Origin of the sequence: Streptomyces sp. NPDC000983 (assembly GCF_040299205.1) — a bacterium.
GTDB lineage: Bacteria > Actinomycetota > Actinomycetes > Streptomycetales > Streptomycetaceae > Streptomyces.
In genome coordinates this window covers 104,336-121,154 of record NZ_JBEPBM010000021.1, presented here as the reverse complement: position 1 = coordinate 121,154, position 16,819 = coordinate 104,336, and the positions used below count along the sequence as shown (strand labels likewise).

Here is a 16,819-nt window from a genome sequence, read left to right as displayed (position 1 = left end):
CCGGCGTCGGCCGTTCACGGCGGTCCTGTACGCACGCAATGCCAATTGGCCGGAATTTTTCCCTCGTTGGGAATCTTCGGGCGAGGTCGTTCGTCCTACTTCACGGGAAACGGGGGCGGAATCGGCCACAGGAGCCGTGTCTCGCCTCCCGGCGGCGTAAATCAGCGCAAGCCGGGCAGCCACTGCAGTACGGGTCTTCGGACACGGAAGCGAGCGGTCTGCTGGCGGTGGGGAGTGACACGGTGATGGGCACGGCGGAGCGGCGCAAAGCGCCCGACGACGGCGGAGTGACGGTGCGTTCGACGGTGGCTCTGAGTCCTCAGCCACCGGATCTCGACATTCCGGCGGCCAGGGGCGAGAAGCCGGCCGGCCAGCGGGAGGAGGCGGAGGCGCACGCGCGGCCGGCCGAGGCCGCCGCGCTGCCGGAGGAGCAGTTGGAGCGGTACGGGCGCGAGGAGACGCGGACGCCCTACCGTCCGCTGTGGGTCGAGGAACCGGCACGGCGGCGCCGGATGCCCGATCCGGTGCGGACGGCGGCGGTGCGCGCCGTCCTGATCATCGCCGTGACGCTGATCCAGGCGATGGTGGCCTTCCTGTGCACATTGGCGGGGTCCTGGCTGGCGTTTCCGATGGTGCTCAGCAGCGTGGCCAGCACGGTCGTGGCGACCTGGGGCGCCCTGGACGTCTGGGTGACCCGCCAGGTCTGGAACCAGCGCAACGGCGTGGTCTCGACCCCGGCGAGCACCGCGCGCGCGTTGCGGCGGGAGCGGCGCAGGGCCCGACGTCAGGCCGGGGCGGCCGAGCGTGCGCAGGGGCGGATACCCGGGCGGGGCGGCGCGGGGCGGCTGTCGCACTCCTGAGCCGGGGTGTGCCGGGTCCGGCCGCGCGTCGGTCCGCCTCTCACCCGACGGTCGGGCGCGCGGGCGTGCCCTGCGGCTCGGTCGGCCCCGTCCAGGGATCGGACGCTCCGGTAACATCGTGTTTCGTATCGCGCACGAGTAGGCGCCATACGCAACAGAGTCCGGCGGCGTGATCGTTGCGGCAGCGGCTTCCGTAGCTGCCACCGAACCGGGCCCCAGCTGGTGAGAGTCGAGCCATGACCCGCGCACAGAGACAGCAGTCCGATCCGGCCCGGAGCACCGCGGGCCCGGAGCAGCCTGGCGGGAAGGGCGCGGCCGGTTCCGTGCAGTCGGTGGACCGGGCCGTCAGCGTCCTGGAGATCCTCGCCCGGCTCGGTGAGGCGGGCGTCACCGAGATCGCCGACGAGCTGGACGTGCACAAGTCGACCGCGTTCCGGCTGCTCGGCGTCCTGGAGAACCGCGGCCTGGTGGCCCAGGCGAAGGACCGCGGCAAGTACTACCTGGGGGCCGGCATGCTACGCCTCGCGGGAGCGGTCGCCGTGCGGCTGGACATCTCGCAGGAAGGGGTTCCGGTCTGCCGGGAACTCGCCGACGAACTGGGCGAGACCGTCAACATCGCGGTCCTCGACGAGGACGCGGCGGTCAACATCATGCAGGCCCGCGGCACGGCGTCGGTGACGGCCCAGAACTGGCTGGGCCGGCGCACCCCGCTGCACGCCACCTCCAGCGGCAAGGTGCTCCTCGCGCACATGGCACCCACGCTGCGGGAGGGGCTGTTGGCCCGCCCGCTGCACCGCTTCACGGACCGGACGATCACCGGCGCCGCCATGCTCCGCGGCGAGTTGGAGGCGGTCGTCGGACAGGGCTACGGGATCACCGTCGAGGAGCTGGAGTTGGGACTGGCCGCCGTGGCGGCGCCGGTGCGTTCGCACGACGGCGCGGTGATCGCGGCGATCAGCGTGTCCGGCCCCGTCTACCGGCTCAACGCCGACCGGCTGCCCAAGCTGGCCGAGCGCACGGTGGCGGCCGGGGCCGAGCTGTCGCGCCGTATGGGGTACGGCTTCTGACCCTGGGCGCGCCGGGGAACAGCCGGGCCGACGGGCGGACGGGCGGACGGGCAGACGGGCAGACGGGCAGACGGGCCACGAAAGCACAGCCCCGTAGAAGCACCGCTCGCCGGCGCCCGGCTCCACGGGGGAAGGCTCCGCCGGGGAAGGCAGCCGTGCCGACGCACCACCGCGGTAGGCGTCGACCCCGGCCCCGCTCAGCCGTGCAGCCGGCTCGGCCCTGCCGCCCCGTTCACCCCTGCGGTACCGGCCCCTGCGGTCGCTTGTACATCCGGGTCGCCGTGATCTCGCTGTGCACCGCCTCCCCCGCCGCGGCCTGCTGGGGCAGTCCCGGGCGGAGGTGTTCCTCGACGCTGATGTACTTCAGTCCGGCCCTGAGGTCGGCGTCGTTGCGCAGCCGGATGACCAGCGGGAACTCGGCGAGCGCGGTGGTATCGAACAGACCGGTGGTGTACAGCAGTTGCACGCCGAGGGCATCGGACACCGCACGCTGGAGCTCCAGCAGATAGGTGGCGTTGGCGCGGCCGATGGGGTTGTCCAGGAACAGGGTGCCCGCGTGGCGGTGCTTGTCGCGGCCCCGGTCGTTCGAGCGCAGGGCCGCCATCGTGCAGTACAGGGCGATGGCGGCGGTCAGCAGCTGTCCGCCCGAGAAGACGTCGCCCATCTGTCCGACCGGCACGCGTTCGGCGCGCAGGACCGCGTCCGGCTTGAGGATCTCGACGGCGACGCCCTTGGGCCGCAGGGCCGCCCCGACCCCGCGCAGCAACAGGGACATGCCGTCCCGGCGCAGGTCGGAGTTCTTCTTCACGGCCGCACGGGTGGCCTCGTCGATGACCTCGCCGAGCCGCTCGGTGAGGGTGGCCTGGTCGGGCTCCTCGAAGCGGATCCGAAGGAATTCCTGCCCGGACCACTCGCCGAGGCCCTCGGGCAGCCGGGAGAGGCGCTGCGCGGACCGGAGCGTGGCGAGCGCGGACTCCACCAGGCCCCGCAGCCGGTCCACGATCGAGTCCCGGTTGCGCTCCAGCTGCTCCAGCTCGTCGGTGAGGACGCGCAGCCGGGGCGCGAAGGCGTCGGCCCACTTCTGGGCGTGCTCGGGCAGCGCGGCGGCGGGCAGCTCCCGGATCTGCTGGCGCGCGGGGGTGCGCACCTGCTCGTACCGGGTGGAGTTGGCGTGCCGCACCAGCACATCGCTCGCCTCGCGGACGGCGGCCTCGGCGGTGGACAGGTCGGCGGCGCAGCCGCGCAGTGACCGGCGGGCCTCGGCGGCGGACTGCCGGGCCTCCTCCAGGGTGCCCGGGTAGGGCTCGGGCTCTTCCTGGTCCTCGTCGACGGTGTGCTCGCGCAGCAGGTCCCGGAGCATGGCGGCGATCTCGTCGAAGCCGCCGGCCGCGTCCTCGGCGGCCCGGTGCGCGGTCAGCAGTTCGGCGTGTGCCTCTCGCGCCCGGTCCAGCGCCTCCGCGCGGGAGGCGAGTTCGGCGGTGGCCGTGCGCAACAGTGCCTGGGCGTGCTCGGCGTCGCGCGGCTGGACCTCCTCGGCCAGCTCGGTGTGGGCCTCGCCGTCCTCGGGCGCGTGCCGCTCGGCCTCGCCGCGCAGCCGTCCGAGCTGTTCGCTGGCGGTCGACATGCGGGTCTCCAGGAGCTGCACCAGCTCCTCCGCGCGCGCGGCGGCGGACTGCCGGGACGGCCCGTCGGAGCCGTCGGGCGACTGGAGCAACTGCTCGGCGCGGGTGCGGACCTTGTTGCTGAGCCGGTCCAGCTCGGCGCGCGCCGCGCTCTCGTCGCTCTCCGCGCGGGCCTGCTCGGCCCGCAGGTCGGCACCGACGCCGACCTTCTCGTAGACCTGCGAGGCGGCGCGGTACGCCTCCCGCAGGGCGGGCAGGGAGGACCGCGGGGCGTCCGCCTCGGCCTCGGGCAGGTCGTCGGGGGCGCCGGCGATCTCGGCGCGCTCGGCCCGCAGGGCGCGTGCGGTGCGGCGGGCGTCGTCGGCGGCGCGCTGGGCGGCGCGCCGGTCCTCGTCGGCGGCTCGGGCGCGCTCCAGGCAGGTCTGGGCGCGGGCCTCCGACTCGGTCGCGTCGTCGGCGAGTTCGCGGAGCTTGGCCTGCCAGCCGGCCCGCTCGCGCAGCCGGAAGGCGAGTCCGGCGAGGGCGTCGGCGGCGCGCCGGGCCTTCTGCGCGGCCTCCTGCCGCTCGTCGCGCACCTGGGCGGCCTCGGCTGCGGCTTCGTCGGCCTCCGCGCGTACGGTCCGCGCCTCGGCGAGTTCGGCCTCCGCCTCCTCGGCGAAGGCGCCCGTGTCGTCGGCGGCCCGGGCCAGTTCGGCCAGCCTTCCGGCGGGGCAGCCGGTGCGCCAGGAGGAGAGCCGGGCGGCCAGTTCCCGGTCCTTGCCGAGCCGGGCGGCCAGGGTGCGGATCTCCTCGTCGCGCGCGGTCGCCCGGGCGCGCAGCGCCTGCCGTTCCTCGTCGGCGGCGTTCTCGTCGTGCATGGCCGGGTTCGGCGGGACGAGGAAGACATCACCGTCGAGCGCGTCGCCGGGCGGGGTGGGCGCGAGGAGGGCGGCGGCCGTACCGACGGCCACCGCCGACCGGGGCAGGAGGGCCGCGTCGCCGAGGGCCTCACGGGCCCGGGCATGGGTGTCGGGGTCGGTGATGATCACACCGTCGACGAGTTCGGGCCGGGCGGCCAGCACGCGCGCGTGGTCGGCCGGGTCGACGGCCTGCGCGAGGTAGCGCCAGCCGGGCAGCGCGGGGATGCCGTGCTCGCCGAGGAACTCCACGGTGGCCAGCACGTCGGGGCCCGGCGGCAGCAGTCCGCCGTCGCCGAGGGCGCCGAGGATCCGGGAGTCGTCGGCGGCGGCGGTGCGCAGGTCGAAGAGCTGGCGCTCGGCGGAGGAGACGGCGTCGTCGAGGAGTTCGCGGAGTTCGTCGGCGAACCGGTCGAGTTCCCCGGGGGTAAATCCGGGCCGCTCCTCCTCGTCCTCCTGGCGGGGCTGGGGGACGGCCGTACGGGCCGAGCCGGTCAGGCTGAGCAGCTCGGCCAGCCGCTCCTCGGCCGCCAGTGCCTCGGCCAGCCGGCACTCCGCCTCGTGGGAGCGCCGGGCCGCTGTCGCCGCGTCGGCGGCGCGGGCCGCGGTGAGTTCCGCGCGGGACTCCGCGGCGCCCGCCTCGCGCGCGTGCTCCGAAGCCCGCCGGGACGCCTCGCGCGCGGTGTCCCAGGCGGCGACGGCGCCCTTCTCGGCGTCGCTGGCGGCGAGGGCGGCCCTGGCCGGGTCGGCGTCGGGGGCGCTGTCGTCCAGCCAGCCGGCTCGGACCGCCTCGGCGGTCTCCTGTTCGACCTCGGCCAGCCGCTGCTTGAGGTGGCCGATCTCGCTGCGGGCCCGCTGTGCCTCGGTGGCGGCGGAGGTGGAGTCGCGGTAGGCGGCCTCGCCGGCCTCCTGGAGGGCGGCGGACCGCTCCTCGCCCTCGTTGGCGAGGTCCTCGGCGCTCCCGGCGGCCGCGTGCAGGGCCCGTACCAGGTCGACGGCGGCCTTGGCGCGGGCGGCGAGGGCGGGGGCCGCGTCGCGCTCGGCCTCCTGGATGGCGGTGGCCACGCGGGCGACCCGGTCGGCGGCGGCCCGGTGGCGCAGCGCGGCCTCGGCGGCCTGCCAGGCGGAGTGCAGGGTGCGCGCCTCGGCGAGTTCGCGTTTCTGCGCGGCCGCGGACTTCTCGGCGGCGGCGAGGGCCAGCGAGGCGTGCCGGTAGGCGAGTTCGGCGGCGATCAGCGCGCTGCGCTCCCGGCCCGCCTCGGCGTGGGTGACGGCGTAAGCGGCGGCGGTGACGCGCTGTGCGAGGTCGGCGGCGCGCACCCGCTCCCGCGCCCCGCGCGCCGTCAGGCGTCGCGCCAGGGTGCGGGTGCGGCGCTCGGCGCCGGCGTGGACGTCCCGCGCGCGTGCGCGTGCCTCGGCCGCCTCGACGATGCGTCCGAGCAGGTCGGCGGAGCCGGCGGTGAAGTCGCGTTCGGCGATCAGTTCGGCGCGTCGGCCGAGCTTGTTGCCGAAGCCGCTGACCAGGTCGGCGAGGCCGTCGGTGTCCCGGGTGTCGGTCACCGCGCGCAGCAGCAGGTCGGTGAAGTCGGAGTCCTTCTTCACCGCGAACAGGCCGGCGGCCTCGCCCTCGTCGGCGTTCATCTCCCGCTGGTAGCGGAAGAGTTCGGGGTCCAGGCCCAGGTCGCCGAGGTGCTCGATCCAGCGGTCGTGGATCTCCTCCCAGTGCACCTCCAGGTGCGGGTACGCCTTGCCCGCCTCGGTGAGCGCGTCCCTGAAGCCCTTCATGGTGCGGCGGCGGCCCTGCGCTCCGGAGGCGCCCTCGACGGGCGGGCGTACGGCGGTGGACTCGGCGACGGGCAGGTTGTCCAGGCTCAGGCCGGGGCCGGGCCGGAAGGAGTACCAGGCCTCGGCGAACTTCCGCGGGTCGTTGGAGACCTGTCGGCCGCGCCACTCGCTGGCCTTGCCGACGACCACGCACTCGCCGGTCAGGGTGTGCTGCCACTCCAGGGCGACGTGTCCGCAGTCGTCGGCGAGCAGGAACTTGCGCAGCACACCGGAACTGGCGCCGCCGAGGGTGTTGCGGTGGCCCGGCAGCATCACCGAGAAGATCAGCTTGAGCAGCACCGACTTGCCGCCGCCGTTCTCCAGGAAGAGCACGCCGGCGGGCGCGGGCCGGCGCGGCGGCCCGACGGGCTCGTCCTCGAAGAACGCCGCCTGGGTGGGCGCGGGATCGGGCACGGGCTCGCCCACGCCCCGCAGGTCAAGCACGGTGTCGGCGTAGCGCGCACCTGCGGGTCCGATGGAGTAGAGGCGGACCCTGGACAGCTCGTACATGGCGGACTCTCGTAAGTCTTCGGCAGATCGGGGAGGTTCAGGCGGAGTGGAAGGGCAGTCCGGCGTCGGCCACCAGATCGAGGTCGTCGCCCTCCTCGGGCGGCAGCAGCGTCGCCGTGCCGTCGGTGACCGGGACGACGCCCAGCTCCAGCAGTTCCGCCATCGCGGCGGCGCCCGCCATGTCGCGCACCTGGAGCTGGTAGCGGGCCGTCGTGCGGTAGGTGCCGCCGTTGTCGTCGCCGGTGCGCTGGAGGAACCCGGAGTCGGTGAGGAACACGACGGCCTTGCCGACGATGCCGGTGGTGGACCCGGCGAGTCTGCGGGCGTCCTTGGTGGCGCCGCTGGCGGTGCGTCTGGCCCAGATCCGCCAGGCGGCCTCCAGTCCGGGCGCGTCGGTGGCCGGGTCGGTGTTCTCGCCCTGCTGCTCGGCCCGCTCCTCCAGGCGTCGGCACGCCTGGCGTACGAAGGCGTCGACGCCGTTGACGGAGACGCGGCCGATGTAGCCGTCGTCGGCGAGGTCCTCGGGCCGCGGGAAGGCCAGGGCGGCGACGGCGAGATGGGCGAGCCCGTGCAGGAACCGGTCGCCGCCGTCGGCCGAGGTGCGCCGGGCGTAGTCGCCCATGCGCACGGCGAAGACCGAGTCCTCGGCGGCGGCGACGGCCATCCCCGCGCGCGGGGACACCTCCAGGACGACCAGGCCGAGGCCGGCGGCGACGGCGTCCGCGAGCCGGGCGAACGCCGGGTCCTCGCGGTGCCGTCGCAGCAGTTCGGTGTACTCCTGGTCGCGGGCGGGCTGGAGCCTCGGCTGGAGGCCGAAGGCGACCAGCCGCGCGGCGTCGGCCGCGTCGGCGGGCGTGACGACGGCAGCGGCGGAGGGTGCGGCCGCCTCCGGCTCGCTCCACTCGGCGTGCTCGGTCACGATGGGGCTCCTCGCTGTGCTGTCTGTCGGCTCATGCCGCTTCCGTCCGGTCCGCCGCCATGCCCGCGGCGTCCAGCAGGGCGGTACCGACGATGAGGTCCGCACCGCCGAACTCCGGGTCGTCCAGTTCGGTCCCGTCGTCCACGGCGAAGAGCAGTTTCTCCTCGCCCTGCCGGTAGGCGGTGCCGACGGCGGGGCTCGCCGCGTGCACGGCCAGCAGGGCCACCAGATAGGGCAGGTCGCCGTCGGTGCGCCGGGCCTCGGCGAGCAGTCCCGACAACCGTCGCGGTGCGTCGGCGGGCAGGTCGAGGAGGTCCTTCGCGGCGGCTAGCTGTTCCTCGCTGAACCGGCTGTCGTCGGGGGTGGCGATGAGGTCCGGTTCGGGCATCTCGGCGCCGAGATGCTCCCGCTCCACGGGCGGCGTCAGCAGGATGTCCACCAGGTCGGCGACCCGTACGGAGACAGGGGTGCGCAGTCCGGTGCCGCGGGCGAAGAAGGCGTCGGTGACCCGGACCGCCTGTTCGACGGGGAGCGGCAGCAGAGGCGCGACGAGATGGCCGTACAGGTCGGTGCCCGAGGTCGTCATCGGGGTGGCGAAGGCCTGCCGGTCCTGTTCGGCGCGGAACAGCGGTCCGGCCTCCAGCAGGCGGGACTGGAGCTGGGTGTGGCGCCGGATGCAGTCCTTGACGATGTCGACGAGTTCGGCGGCCCGGCGCTTGTGCTCGGGGTCCTCGGACTCGTCCCGCGCCTTGCGGATGTTGGTGAGGATGGCGTTCTCGTGCCGGTAGCGTTCGGCGACGTGGTCCAGGGCCTCGGCGATCATGTCGGGCACCGTGCGGAGCCAGTCCACCGCGCGGACGTTGCGCCGGGTCGCGTCCAGGGCGCGGCGCAGGACCTCGGAGTACTGCACGGTGCGGTACCGGGCCTGCTCGGCGGCGAGTTGCGCGTCGGCGAGCCGGCCGCGGCTGATCAGCACCTCCAGCTTGACCTCGGCGGCGATCTGCGCGCTGGTGACGTCGGTGTCCAGGGCGCCGACGAGGACGTTGACGGCCTCGTCGGTGGTGCGCAGGTACACCGTGCCGCCGGCGCCGGGCACCTCTTCGATCAGCTTGAAGTCGTAGTCGCGCCGGACGTAGCTGCCGTCGGGCGCGAAGGTGCCGTAGACGGCGCGGAACCCGCGGTCGACGCTGCCGACGTTGATCAGGTTCTCCAGCACCCAGCGGGCCACGCGTTCGTGCTCGGCGACGGGGCGGCGGGGGGCCTGGGCGGCGATGCGCGGGATGAGCCGGGCCACTATCTGGTCGTGGTCGGCGCCGGTGTCGAAGTCCATGTTCAGGGTGACCAGGTCGATGGCGGCGAGCGCCACCTCCGCCATGCCGTACACCGAGTACTCGCCGGCCAGGTTGGCCTTGCGGGTGTCCAGGTCGTGCAGGGGTGCCGTGCAGGCGAGCGCGCGCAGGCGCCGCGCCAGGCCCTCGTCGGCGGCCGGGCCCGGCGCGGGGCGCGGCCCCGCGCTGAGCTGGGGCGGAACGCTGTCCGTCGGTGCAGGCGAAGTCACGGTGCACAGACTAGGTCCTAGGTCTGACATCGACCCAAACGGCTCAGAAGCGACGGCCGTCGCCGACACGCGACAGGGCCTGGGGCGTCTGCGGCGCACCGCCCTCGGCCGACGGCGGGGAGCCGCCCTCGACCGCCGAGGAGCGACCGCCCGCCCCCGACGGAGGCGCACCGCCCTCCCCCACCCGCCCCCGGTAGGCGGCCACCAGCGCGCGCAGCGAGTCGTCCAGATACACCCCTAGGAGCCGCTCCGCGCCGCCCGCGTCCCCGTCCCGCAGCGCCTGGAGGATCTCCAGGTTGCGGGCCAGGTAGGGCTCGTGCAGCCGCCGAGGGTCGTCCACGACGTGGAAGGCGAGCCGGAGTTCGGCGAGGACCCCGCGCATCAGTTCGTCCGTACGGTCGCTGCCCGCCAGCGCCACCAGCTCGCGGTGGAAGTGGATGTTGGCCGTACCCACCGATTTCCAGTCGTCCTCGCGCGCCGCCCGCTGCCCCGCATCGACGGCCTTCTCCAGGCCGCCGAGGTCGTACGGCGGCTCGCCCAGCCCGCGGACGACCGCGCACTCGACCAGGCGCCGGGTGCGGTGGATGTCCTCGACGTCGTCGACGGTCAGGACCCGGACGAAGACACCCCGGTTGAGCTCGTGGACGAGCAGCCGTTCATGGGTGAGCAGCCGGAACGCCTCGCGCAGGGTGTTGCGGGAGACCCCGAGGGCGCCGCCGATGCCGTCCTCGGAGAGCCGGGTGCCGGGCGGGAAGTAGCCCTCGGCGATCCGGGTCCTGAGGATGTCCGACACCCGCTCCGCGGTGCTGGTGCGCCCGAGGAGGGCGCGGTCGTCGGCCAGACCGGTCAGCTGCTCTGCCATGCCCGGAATTCAACCGCAGTCACGGGAACGAGACAACGCGGGTATTGAAGGATCGTTCAACGATCCTCTACCTTTCTGGGCACGGCACCGCCTCCTCACCGCGGTGCCGTTCGCTTCCGCACGGCACGGCTCTGTCCACGGCACCCTCCGTCCTCCCTCTGCGAGGTGCACATGAGCACGCCCTCACCCGCCACCGGCGACCGCCCGCTGACCGCCGTCGAGGAGCACGCGCACGCGTGGCCGCCGGCCGAGGCCCGCGGCCGCTTCCGGGCGGGGCTCTCGGGCCCCACGGCCGGGGTGGCCGCGGGCCACACCCAGGTCAACCTCGTCTCGGTCCCGGCGGACTGGGCGTACGACATGCTGCTGTTCTGTCAGCGCAACCCCAAGCCGTGCCCGGTGCTCGACGTCACGGACGCCGGCGCGCACACCACCGTGCTGGCCCCCGGGGCGGACCTGCGCACGGATCTGCCGCGCTACCGGGTGTGGCGGGACGGCGAGCTGGTGGCCGAGCCGACGGAGGTGCGCGCGCAATGGCGGGACGACCTGGTGTCGTTCCTGATCGGCTGCAGTTTCACCTTCGAGTGGGCGCTGGCCGCGGCCGGTGTACCGCTGCGCCACATCGAGCAGGGCCGCAACGTCCCGATGTACGTGACCGACCGGCAGTGCCGGCCGGCGGGGCGGCTGCGCGGCCCGACGGTGGTGTCGATGCGTCCGGTGCCGCCGGGGCACCTGGCGGCGGCGATCCGCGAGAGCAGCCTCCTGCCGGCGGTGCACGGCGGCCCCCTGCACTGCGGCGACCCCTCGGTCCTGGGCATCGCCGACCTCGGTCGCCCCGACTTCGGGGAGCCGGTGGAGATGGCGCCGGACGACATCCCGGTCTTCTGGGCCTGCGGAGTGACCCCGCAGGCGGCGCTGGCCGCCTCCCGGCCGCCGTTCGCGATCACCCACGCGCCGGGCCAGATGTTCCTCACCGACGCCCGCGACGAGCAGTACCGCGTCCTGGACGCGGCCGCCTGACAGGAGAGCCATGACCCCGATCGATCTCAACGCCGACCTAGGCGAGGGCTTCGGCCGCTGGCGGCTCACCGACGACGAGCGGCTGCTGTCGGTGGTCACCAGCGCCAACGTGGCGTGCGGCTTCCACGCCGGGGACGCCGTCACCATGCGGCGGGTGTGCGAGCAGGCGGCCGCGCGCGGGGTGCGGATCGGCGCCCAGGTCTCCTACCGGGACCTGGCCGGGTTCGGCCGGCGCCCGATGGAGGTGCCGTCCGCGGAACTCACCGCGGAGGTGGCGTACCAGATCGGCGCCCTGGAGATCTTCGCCCGCGCGGCCGGCGCGCGCGTGTCGTACGTCAAGCCGCACGGCGCGCTCTACAACCGCGTGGTGCACGACGAGGTCCAGGCGGCCGCGGTCGTCGACGGGGTGCTGCTCGCCGACGCCGACCTGCCCGTCCTGGGACTGCCCGGCTCACGTCTGCTGGAGCTGGCGGCGAAGGCGGGGCTGCCGGCCGTCACGGAGGCGTTCGCCGACCGCGCCTACACCGACCGGGGCACCCTGGTTCCGCGCGACCTGGAAGGGGCCGTCGTCACCGACCCGGACACCGTGGTCGCCCGCTCGGTGAGCATGGCCCGCCACGGCGAGGTGGACGCGCACTCCGGCGCCCGCATCCGGGTGCGGGCCCGATCCCTGTGCCTGCACGGCGACACGCCCGGCGCGGTCGACCTGGCCCGCCGGGTCCGCGAGCAGCTCCGGCGCTCGGGCGTACGGGTGGAGGCCTTCGCATGAGGGCGCTGCGCGTGGGCGGCGACGCCCTGCTCGTCGAGGTGTCCTCCGGCGAGCGGGCCCAAGCCCTGCACGCGGAGCTGCTGCGCCGCCGCGCGGAGGGCTCGCTGCACGCCCGGGAGATCGTCCCGGCGGCCCGCACGGTCCTGCTCGACGGCGTCCCCGACCCGGCGCGGCTGGCGGCCGAGCTCACCGCCTCCGAAGTCCCCGACGCGCCGCCGCACGCGCGTGAGCTGGTCGAACTCCCGGTGCGCTACGACGGCCCGGACCTGGCGGACGTCGCCGCGCACTGGGGGGTGACCGCCGAGGAGGTGGCCCGCGTCCACGCGGGCACCGAGTTCACCGTCGCGTTCTGCGGCTTCGCCCCCGGCTTCGGGTACCTCACCGGACTGCCGCCGCGCTACGACGTGCCGCGCCGGGGCACGCCGCGCACGGCCGTGCCCGCCGGGGCGGTCGCGCTCGCCGGGCCGTACACGGGCGTCTACCCGCGCTCGTCCCCGGGCGGCTGGCAGCTCATCGGCAGCACGGACGCCGTGCTGTGGGACCACGCGCGCGTGCCGGCCGCGCTGCTGGCGCCGGGCACACGCGTGCGCTTCGTCCCCACGGCGCCGGTGAGGCCCGTATGACCGACCGCGCGCTGGTCGTCGTACGCGCGGGGGCGCTCACGACCGTTCAGGACACCGGCCGGCCCGGCCACGCCCACCTCGGTGTGCCGCGGTCCGGCGCGCTCGACGGGCCGGCGGCGGCCCTGGCCAACCGGCTGGTCGGCAACCCGGCCGGGGCGGCGGTGCTGGAGACCACGCTCACGGGCGTGTCGGTACGGCCGCGTTCCCCGCTCACCGCGGCCGTCACCGGTGCGCACTGCGCGGTGGCCGTGGACGGCCGCCCGGCCGCCTGGGGCGCGCCGGTACGGGTCCCCGCCGGGGCCCTGCTGGAGGTCGGCCCCGCCGTCGCGGGCGTGCGCGGCTACCTGGCCGTCTCCGGCGGTATCGCGGTGGACCCGGTCCTCGGCAGCCGCTCGACGGACCTGCTGTCCGGCCTGGGTCCGGCCCCACTGGCGGACGGCGCCGTGCTGCCCCTGGGCCGTCCCGGGGCCCTCCCCGCGCGCGTGGACGTCGCCCCGCAGCCGGCCCCGCCCGGCGAGCTGCTCCTCGGGGTGAGCCCCGGCCCCCGGGACGACTGGTTCACCCCGGCGGCCCTGCGCACCCTCCTCATCGGCACGTACCGGGTCTCCCCGGCGAGCAACCGCATCGGGCTGCGGACGGAGGGCCCGGCCCTGGAGCGGGCGCTGGCCGGTGAGCTGCCCAGCGAGGGCATGGTCCTGGGCGCGGTGCAGGTCCCCCCGGACGGCAGGCCGGTGGTGTTCCTCGCGGACCATCCGACGACCGGGGGCTACCCGGTGATCGCGGTGGTCCGCCCCCAGGACCTCCCGGCGGCCGCCCAGGCCCCACCGGGAACACCGATCCGTTTCACGGCGGTACGCCGAGGCTGAGCCCTGTCCGGGCGACACCGGGGCCCTGGAGCGGAGCCGGAGCGACAGTGTTTCCTCGGCCGCACAGGACACCTGACGGCACCGGGCCAGAGACCCCTGTGGGCCACGCACCGCCAGAAGCCCGTACGAGACCCCACCAGAATCCGTACGGGCAACACCCCACCAGGGCCCCCGTAAAACAGGAGCCCCGCACCTCCGAAGACCCCGCAGTACCCCGCACCCCCGGCCAAACCCAGTCAGCCGCCCTCCCGCCAGGCGCCCCACCCCCAACCCTCAGCCCCCACCCCGCTCAAACAGCATCCGGACGCCGTTCCCCTACCGCCAGCGCGGCCAGCGCCGCCGACACCGCCGCGGCCGTCCGCAGGTCGAGCCGGGCGCTCGTCCCCCGCACACGGTGCCGCGTCTCGTCGAGGGCGAGGGTGAGCAGCTGCGGCAGCAGGTCGGTGCACCGCCGGGCCATCCACCCCGTCCCCGCGGTGGCCAGCCACCACAGGCTCGCCGACCTGGTGGGCGCGGGGAACTCCGGCTCGGCGGCGGGCGCGACCCCCGTGGCCAGTCCGCCCTCGGCCAGCAGCGCGTGGAACCGGAGCGCCAACTGCCGGTGCCCGCGCTCCCCCGGGTGGAGCCGGTCCGCGCTCCACATCGCCCGGTCGCCGATCCAGTCCTCCTCCGCCGTGTGCAGATGCACCGCGTCGTACCGCTCGGACAGCGCGTGCACCACCGTGTTGACCGCCCGCTGCCGCCGGGCCAGCGGGCGGGCCAGCGCTCCGGGGAGCCCCAGCATGGCCCCCGGATCCGGCAGACAGGCCGTCAGCACGACCGCTCCCCGCCCGGCGAGCGCCCCGTACACCCCGTCCAGCCGGGCCGCCACGGCCTGGATGTCGAAGGTGCAGCGCAGGGTGTCGTTCACGCCGACGAGGACGGACACCACGTCCGGCCGCAGCGCCAGCGCGGCGGGCAGCTGGCGCTCCAGGACGTCCCGGGTCTGCGCCCCGCTGACGGCGAGGTTGGTGAAGGCCACGGGCCCGTCGGCGAGCCCGCCGGCGAGCAGCGCGGCCCAGCCCCGCCATGCATCCCCGACGGGATCGCCCACGCCCTCGCTCAGCGAGTCGCCGAGGGCGACGAAGCGCAGGGGTCTCATCGGACGCCCTCCGGCAGCCGGTCCCGCCCGGGGGCGGGCGCGTCGTGCGCGGCGAGGAAGGCCGCGACGGCGGTGTCCCAGCCGAAGCACTCCGCACGCGCGCGTGCGGCCTCGCGGCGCCCGGCCTCGGAACGCGCGAGGAGGTCCTCCACGGCGTCCGCGAAGCCCTCCCCGTGGTCCGCGGCGGCCGCCCCGGCGGAGCCGACGACCTCGGGCAGCGCGGACGAGGTGCTCACCGCCACGGGCGTGCCGCACGCCATCGCCTCCAGGGCGGCGAGCCCGAAGGTCTCCGCGGGCCCCGGCGCCAGGCACACGTCGGCGGACGCCTGGAGCGCGCCGAGCAGGGCGCGGTCGGAGACGTGCCCGAGGAAGGTCACCGGGAGTCCGCGCTCGCGCGCCCGCTGTTCCATGCGGGCGCGCAGCGGACCGTCCCCGGCCACCACGAGCACCGCCCCGCGTCCGCGGGCGAGCAGTGCCTCCAGCGCGTCGAGGGCGGTACCGGGCCGCTTCTCCACGGAGAGGCGGGTGCAGGTGACGAGCAGCGCCTCGTCCGCGCGCGCGTGCCGCGCCCGCAGGCCGGCGTCGTACAGCGCGGGGTGCCGCTGCACCAGGTCGACGCCGAGGGGCGCCCGTACGACGTTGCGGGCGCCGATCCGCACGAACTCCCGTTCGGCGAACTCCGTGGTGCACACCACGCGCGCGTACGTGTGGGCGGTGCGGACGTTGAGCGCGTCGGCCGCGCGCCGGGCCGCCCCCTCGGGCACGCCCCAGGTACGCAGCACGCCGTCGGCGGTCTCGTGGGAGACCATCACGGCGGGCACCCGTGCGCGTCGCGCCCATGTGCCGGTCCATCTCAGCGTCGTACGGTCGGACACCTCCAGGCGGTCCGGGCCGAGCTCCTCCAGGAGGGCCGCCACACGCCGCCGGCCGGCCAGGACGCGGTAGCCGCCGGTGCCGGGGAGCACCGGGCCGGGCAGGGTGATGACGCGGCCCTGCTCGGTCTCGCTGTCGGTGTGGCGCTCACCGGGGACGACGAGCACGGGTTCGTGCCCGGCCTGCTTGAAGCCCTTGCCCAGTTCGCGCAGGGCGGTGCGCAGTCCGCCGGAGGCGGGGGCGACGAAGTTCGCGAGCCGGACGATGCGCAGGGAGTCGCTCACGCCGCCACCGCCGTTCTGCGGTCCGCGAGCACCGTGGCGTAGTGCGCGATCAACTGGTCGCCGACGGCGGCCCAGGTGCGTCCCTCGACCATCGCGCGCGCGGCTGTGCCGTAGGCGGTGCGCAGCGCGGGGTCGGCGTGCAGGGCGCTCACCGCCGCGCGTACCGCGGTGGCGTCGTCGGCCGGGAAGAGCAGGCCGGTGTGGCCGTGTGCGACGAGGTCGAGGGGGCCGCCGACGGCGGGCGCGACCACGGGCACCCCGCTGGCCATGGCCTCCTGGACGGTCTGGCAGAAGGTCTCGAACGGGCCGGTGTGCGCGAAGACGTCCAGGGAGGCGAAGATCCGGGCGAGGTCGTCGCCGGTGCGGCGGCCTAGGAAGACGGCGCCGGGCAGGGCCTGTTCCAGGTTCGGGCGGCTCGGTCCGTCGCCCACGATCACCACCCGGACCCCGTCGAGGCCACAGACGCCGGCCAGCAGTTCGATGTGCTTCTCGGGGGCGAGCCGGCCGACGTAGCCGACGATCAGCTCACCGTTCGGAGCGAGTTCCCGGCGCAGGGCCTCGTCGCGCAGGTCGGGGCGGAAGCGGGCGGTGTCCACTCCGCGCGGCCAGAGCTTGACCCGGGGCACCGCGTGGGCCCGGAGGTCGTTCAGGGAGGCGCTGGAGGGGGCGAGGGTGAGGTCGGCGGCGGAGTGGACGGAGCGGATCCGCCGCCAGGCCGCCGCCTCGCCGGCGCCCATGTAGGTGCGGGCGTATCCGGCCAGGTCGGTCTGGTAGACGGCGACGGCGGGGATGCCGAGCCGGGCCGCGGCGGCCATGCCGCGGACACCGAGGACGAAGGGGCTGGCCAGGTGGACCATGTCGGCGTTGTGTTCGATGAGCGTCGCGGCCAGGCGCCGGCTGGGGAGCGCGACGCGCACCTGGGGGTAGCCGGGGAGCGGGAGGGAGGGGACATGGACGACGGGGCACGGCGCGAGGGCGCCGAGCCTGCTCCCGGGGGCGGGGGCCGGGGCGACGACGACGGGGGCGTGACCGCGGTCGACGAGGTGTCGGGCGGTCTGGAGCGCGCAGTGGGCCACGCCGTTCACATCGGGGGGAAAGGATTCGGTCACGATGACGACACGCATACCG

Annotated in this window: 12 protein-coding genes and 1 pseudogene; 6 read left to right on the top strand and 7 right to left on the bottom strand. The window is 75.4% G+C overall.

Annotated features, from left to right (window positions below; genetic code table 11):
• The first annotated feature begins 245 nt into the window (after window positions 1-245).
• Together ABT296_RS23960 and ABT296_RS23955 are read left to right on the top strand one after the other, a co-directional pair.
• On the top strand, window positions 246-860 hold the full coding sequence (locus tag ABT296_RS23960; RefSeq protein WP_351930575.1) for a hypothetical protein: 615 nt from the start codon (window positions 246-248) through the stop codon (window positions 858-860).
• A gap of 323 nt (window positions 861-1,183) precedes the next feature.
• On the top strand, window positions 1,184-1,927 hold the full coding sequence (locus ABT296_RS23955) for an IclR family transcriptional regulator (protein ID WP_502977310.1): 744 nt from the start codon (window positions 1,184-1,186) through the stop codon (window positions 1,925-1,927).
• Window positions 1,928-2,159: 232 nt separating this feature from the next.
• Here the strand turns inward: ABT296_RS23955 and ABT296_RS23950 are convergent, their stop codons facing one another.
• From ABT296_RS23950 to ABT296_RS23935, 4 genes and pseudogenes are all read right to left on the bottom strand, one after another.
• Window positions 2,160-6,779 (bottom strand): hypothetical protein, encoded by a 4,620-nt coding sequence (locus ABT296_RS23950; protein ID WP_351930571.1) that lies wholly within the window; start codon window positions 6,777-6,779, stop codon window positions 2,160-2,162.
• 37 nt (window positions 6,780-6,816) lie between these two features.
• Window positions 6,817-7,698: a hypothetical protein gene (locus ABT296_RS23945; RefSeq protein ID WP_351930569.1), complete on the bottom strand. Its 882-nt coding sequence runs from the start codon at window positions 7,696-7,698 to the stop codon at window positions 6,817-6,819.
• A gap of 31 nt (window positions 7,699-7,729) precedes the next feature.
• The gene (locus ABT296_RS23940; protein ID WP_351930567.1) at window positions 7,730-9,256 is read right to left on the bottom strand and encodes a hypothetical protein; all 1,527 of its coding nucleotides are present in this window, start codon (window positions 9,254-9,256) and stop codon (window positions 7,730-7,732) included.
• A 169-nt stretch (window positions 9,257-9,425) separates the two neighbouring features.
• Window positions 9,426-10,118, bottom strand: a pseudogene (locus ABT296_RS23935) (GntR family transcriptional regulator); the annotation flags it as partial.
• A 171-nt stretch (window positions 10,119-10,289) separates the two neighbouring features.
• Between ABT296_RS23935 and ABT296_RS23930 the strand changes: the two are divergent.
• From ABT296_RS23930 to ABT296_RS23915, 4 genes are read left to right on the top strand one after another with little or no spacing between them, the layout of a single operon-like run.
• Window positions 10,290-11,135, top strand: a complete 846-nt coding sequence (locus tag ABT296_RS23930; protein ID WP_351930565.1) for a putative hydro-lyase — start codon at window positions 10,290-10,292, stop codon at window positions 11,133-11,135.
• A 10-nt stretch (window positions 11,136-11,145) separates the two neighbouring features.
• Window positions 11,146-11,904, top strand: coding sequence for a LamB/YcsF family protein (locus tag ABT296_RS23925; protein WP_351930563.1), 759 nt, complete (start codon window positions 11,146-11,148; stop codon window positions 11,902-11,904).
• Window positions 11,901-12,527 carry a 5-oxoprolinase subunit B family protein gene (locus ABT296_RS23920; RefSeq protein WP_351930561.1) on the top strand — a complete coding sequence of 209 codons (627 nt, stop codon included), beginning with the start codon at window positions 11,901-11,903 and terminating at the stop codon, window positions 12,525-12,527. The genes ABT296_RS23925 and ABT296_RS23920 overlap by 4 nt, the downstream gene beginning before the upstream one ends.
• Window positions 12,524-13,393, top strand: a complete 870-nt coding sequence (locus ABT296_RS23915) for a 5-oxoprolinase subunit C family protein (RefSeq protein ID WP_351930559.1) — start codon at window positions 12,524-12,526, stop codon at window positions 13,391-13,393. The genes ABT296_RS23920 and ABT296_RS23915 overlap by 4 nt, the downstream gene beginning before the upstream one ends.
• A gap of 289 nt (window positions 13,394-13,682) precedes the next feature.
• Here the strand turns inward: ABT296_RS23915 and ABT296_RS23910 are convergent, their stop codons facing one another.
• From ABT296_RS23910 to ABT296_RS23900, 3 genes are read right to left on the bottom strand one after another with little or no spacing between them, the layout of a single operon-like run.
• Complete coding sequence (locus ABT296_RS23910) at window positions 13,683-14,534, bottom strand: SGNH/GDSL hydrolase family protein (RefSeq protein ID WP_351930557.1); 852 nt, start codon at window positions 14,532-14,534, stop codon at window positions 13,683-13,685.
• Window positions 14,531-15,691 carry a glycosyltransferase gene (locus ABT296_RS23905; protein WP_351930555.1) on the bottom strand — a complete coding sequence of 387 codons (1,161 nt, stop codon included), beginning with the start codon at window positions 15,689-15,691 and terminating at the stop codon, window positions 14,531-14,533. The genes ABT296_RS23910 and ABT296_RS23905 overlap by 4 nt, the downstream gene beginning before the upstream one ends.
• Window positions 15,688-16,815: a glycosyltransferase family 4 protein gene (locus ABT296_RS23900; protein WP_351930553.1), complete on the bottom strand. Its 1,128-nt coding sequence runs from the start codon at window positions 16,813-16,815 to the stop codon at window positions 15,688-15,690. Before ABT296_RS23900 ends, ABT296_RS23905 begins: the two co-directional genes overlap by 4 nt.
• Window positions 16,816-16,819: the final 4 nt, after the last annotated feature.

Bases quoted from the DNA above. Each gene is read 5' to 3' on its own strand.
- ABT296_RS23930 (WP_351930565.1), top strand. From the start codon at position 10,290: ATGAGCACGCCCTCACCCGCCACCGGCGACCGCCCGCTGACCGCCGTC.
- ABT296_RS23950 (WP_351930571.1), bottom strand. From the start codon at position 6,779: ATGTACGAGCTGTCCAGGGTCCGCCTCTACTCCATCGGACCCGCAGGT.
- ABT296_RS23915 (WP_351930559.1), top strand. From the start codon at position 12,524: ATGACCGACCGCGCGCTGGTCGTCGTACGCGCGGGGGCGCTCACGACC.
- ABT296_RS23925 (WP_351930563.1), top strand. From the start codon at position 11,146: ATGACCCCGATCGATCTCAACGCCGACCTAGGCGAGGGCTTCGGCCGC.
- ABT296_RS23960 (WP_351930575.1), top strand. From the start codon at position 246: ATGGGCACGGCGGAGCGGCGCAAAGCGCCCGACGACGGCGGAGTGACG.
- ABT296_RS23920 (WP_351930561.1), top strand. From the start codon at position 11,901: ATGAGGGCGCTGCGCGTGGGCGGCGACGCCCTGCTCGTCGAGGTGTCC.
- ABT296_RS23900 (WP_351930553.1), bottom strand. From the start codon at position 16,815: ATGCGTGTCGTCATCGTGACCGAATCCTTTCCCCCCGATGTGAACGGC.
- ABT296_RS23910 (WP_351930557.1), bottom strand. From the start codon at position 14,534: ATGAGACCCCTGCGCTTCGTCGCCCTCGGCGACTCGCTGAGCGAGGGC.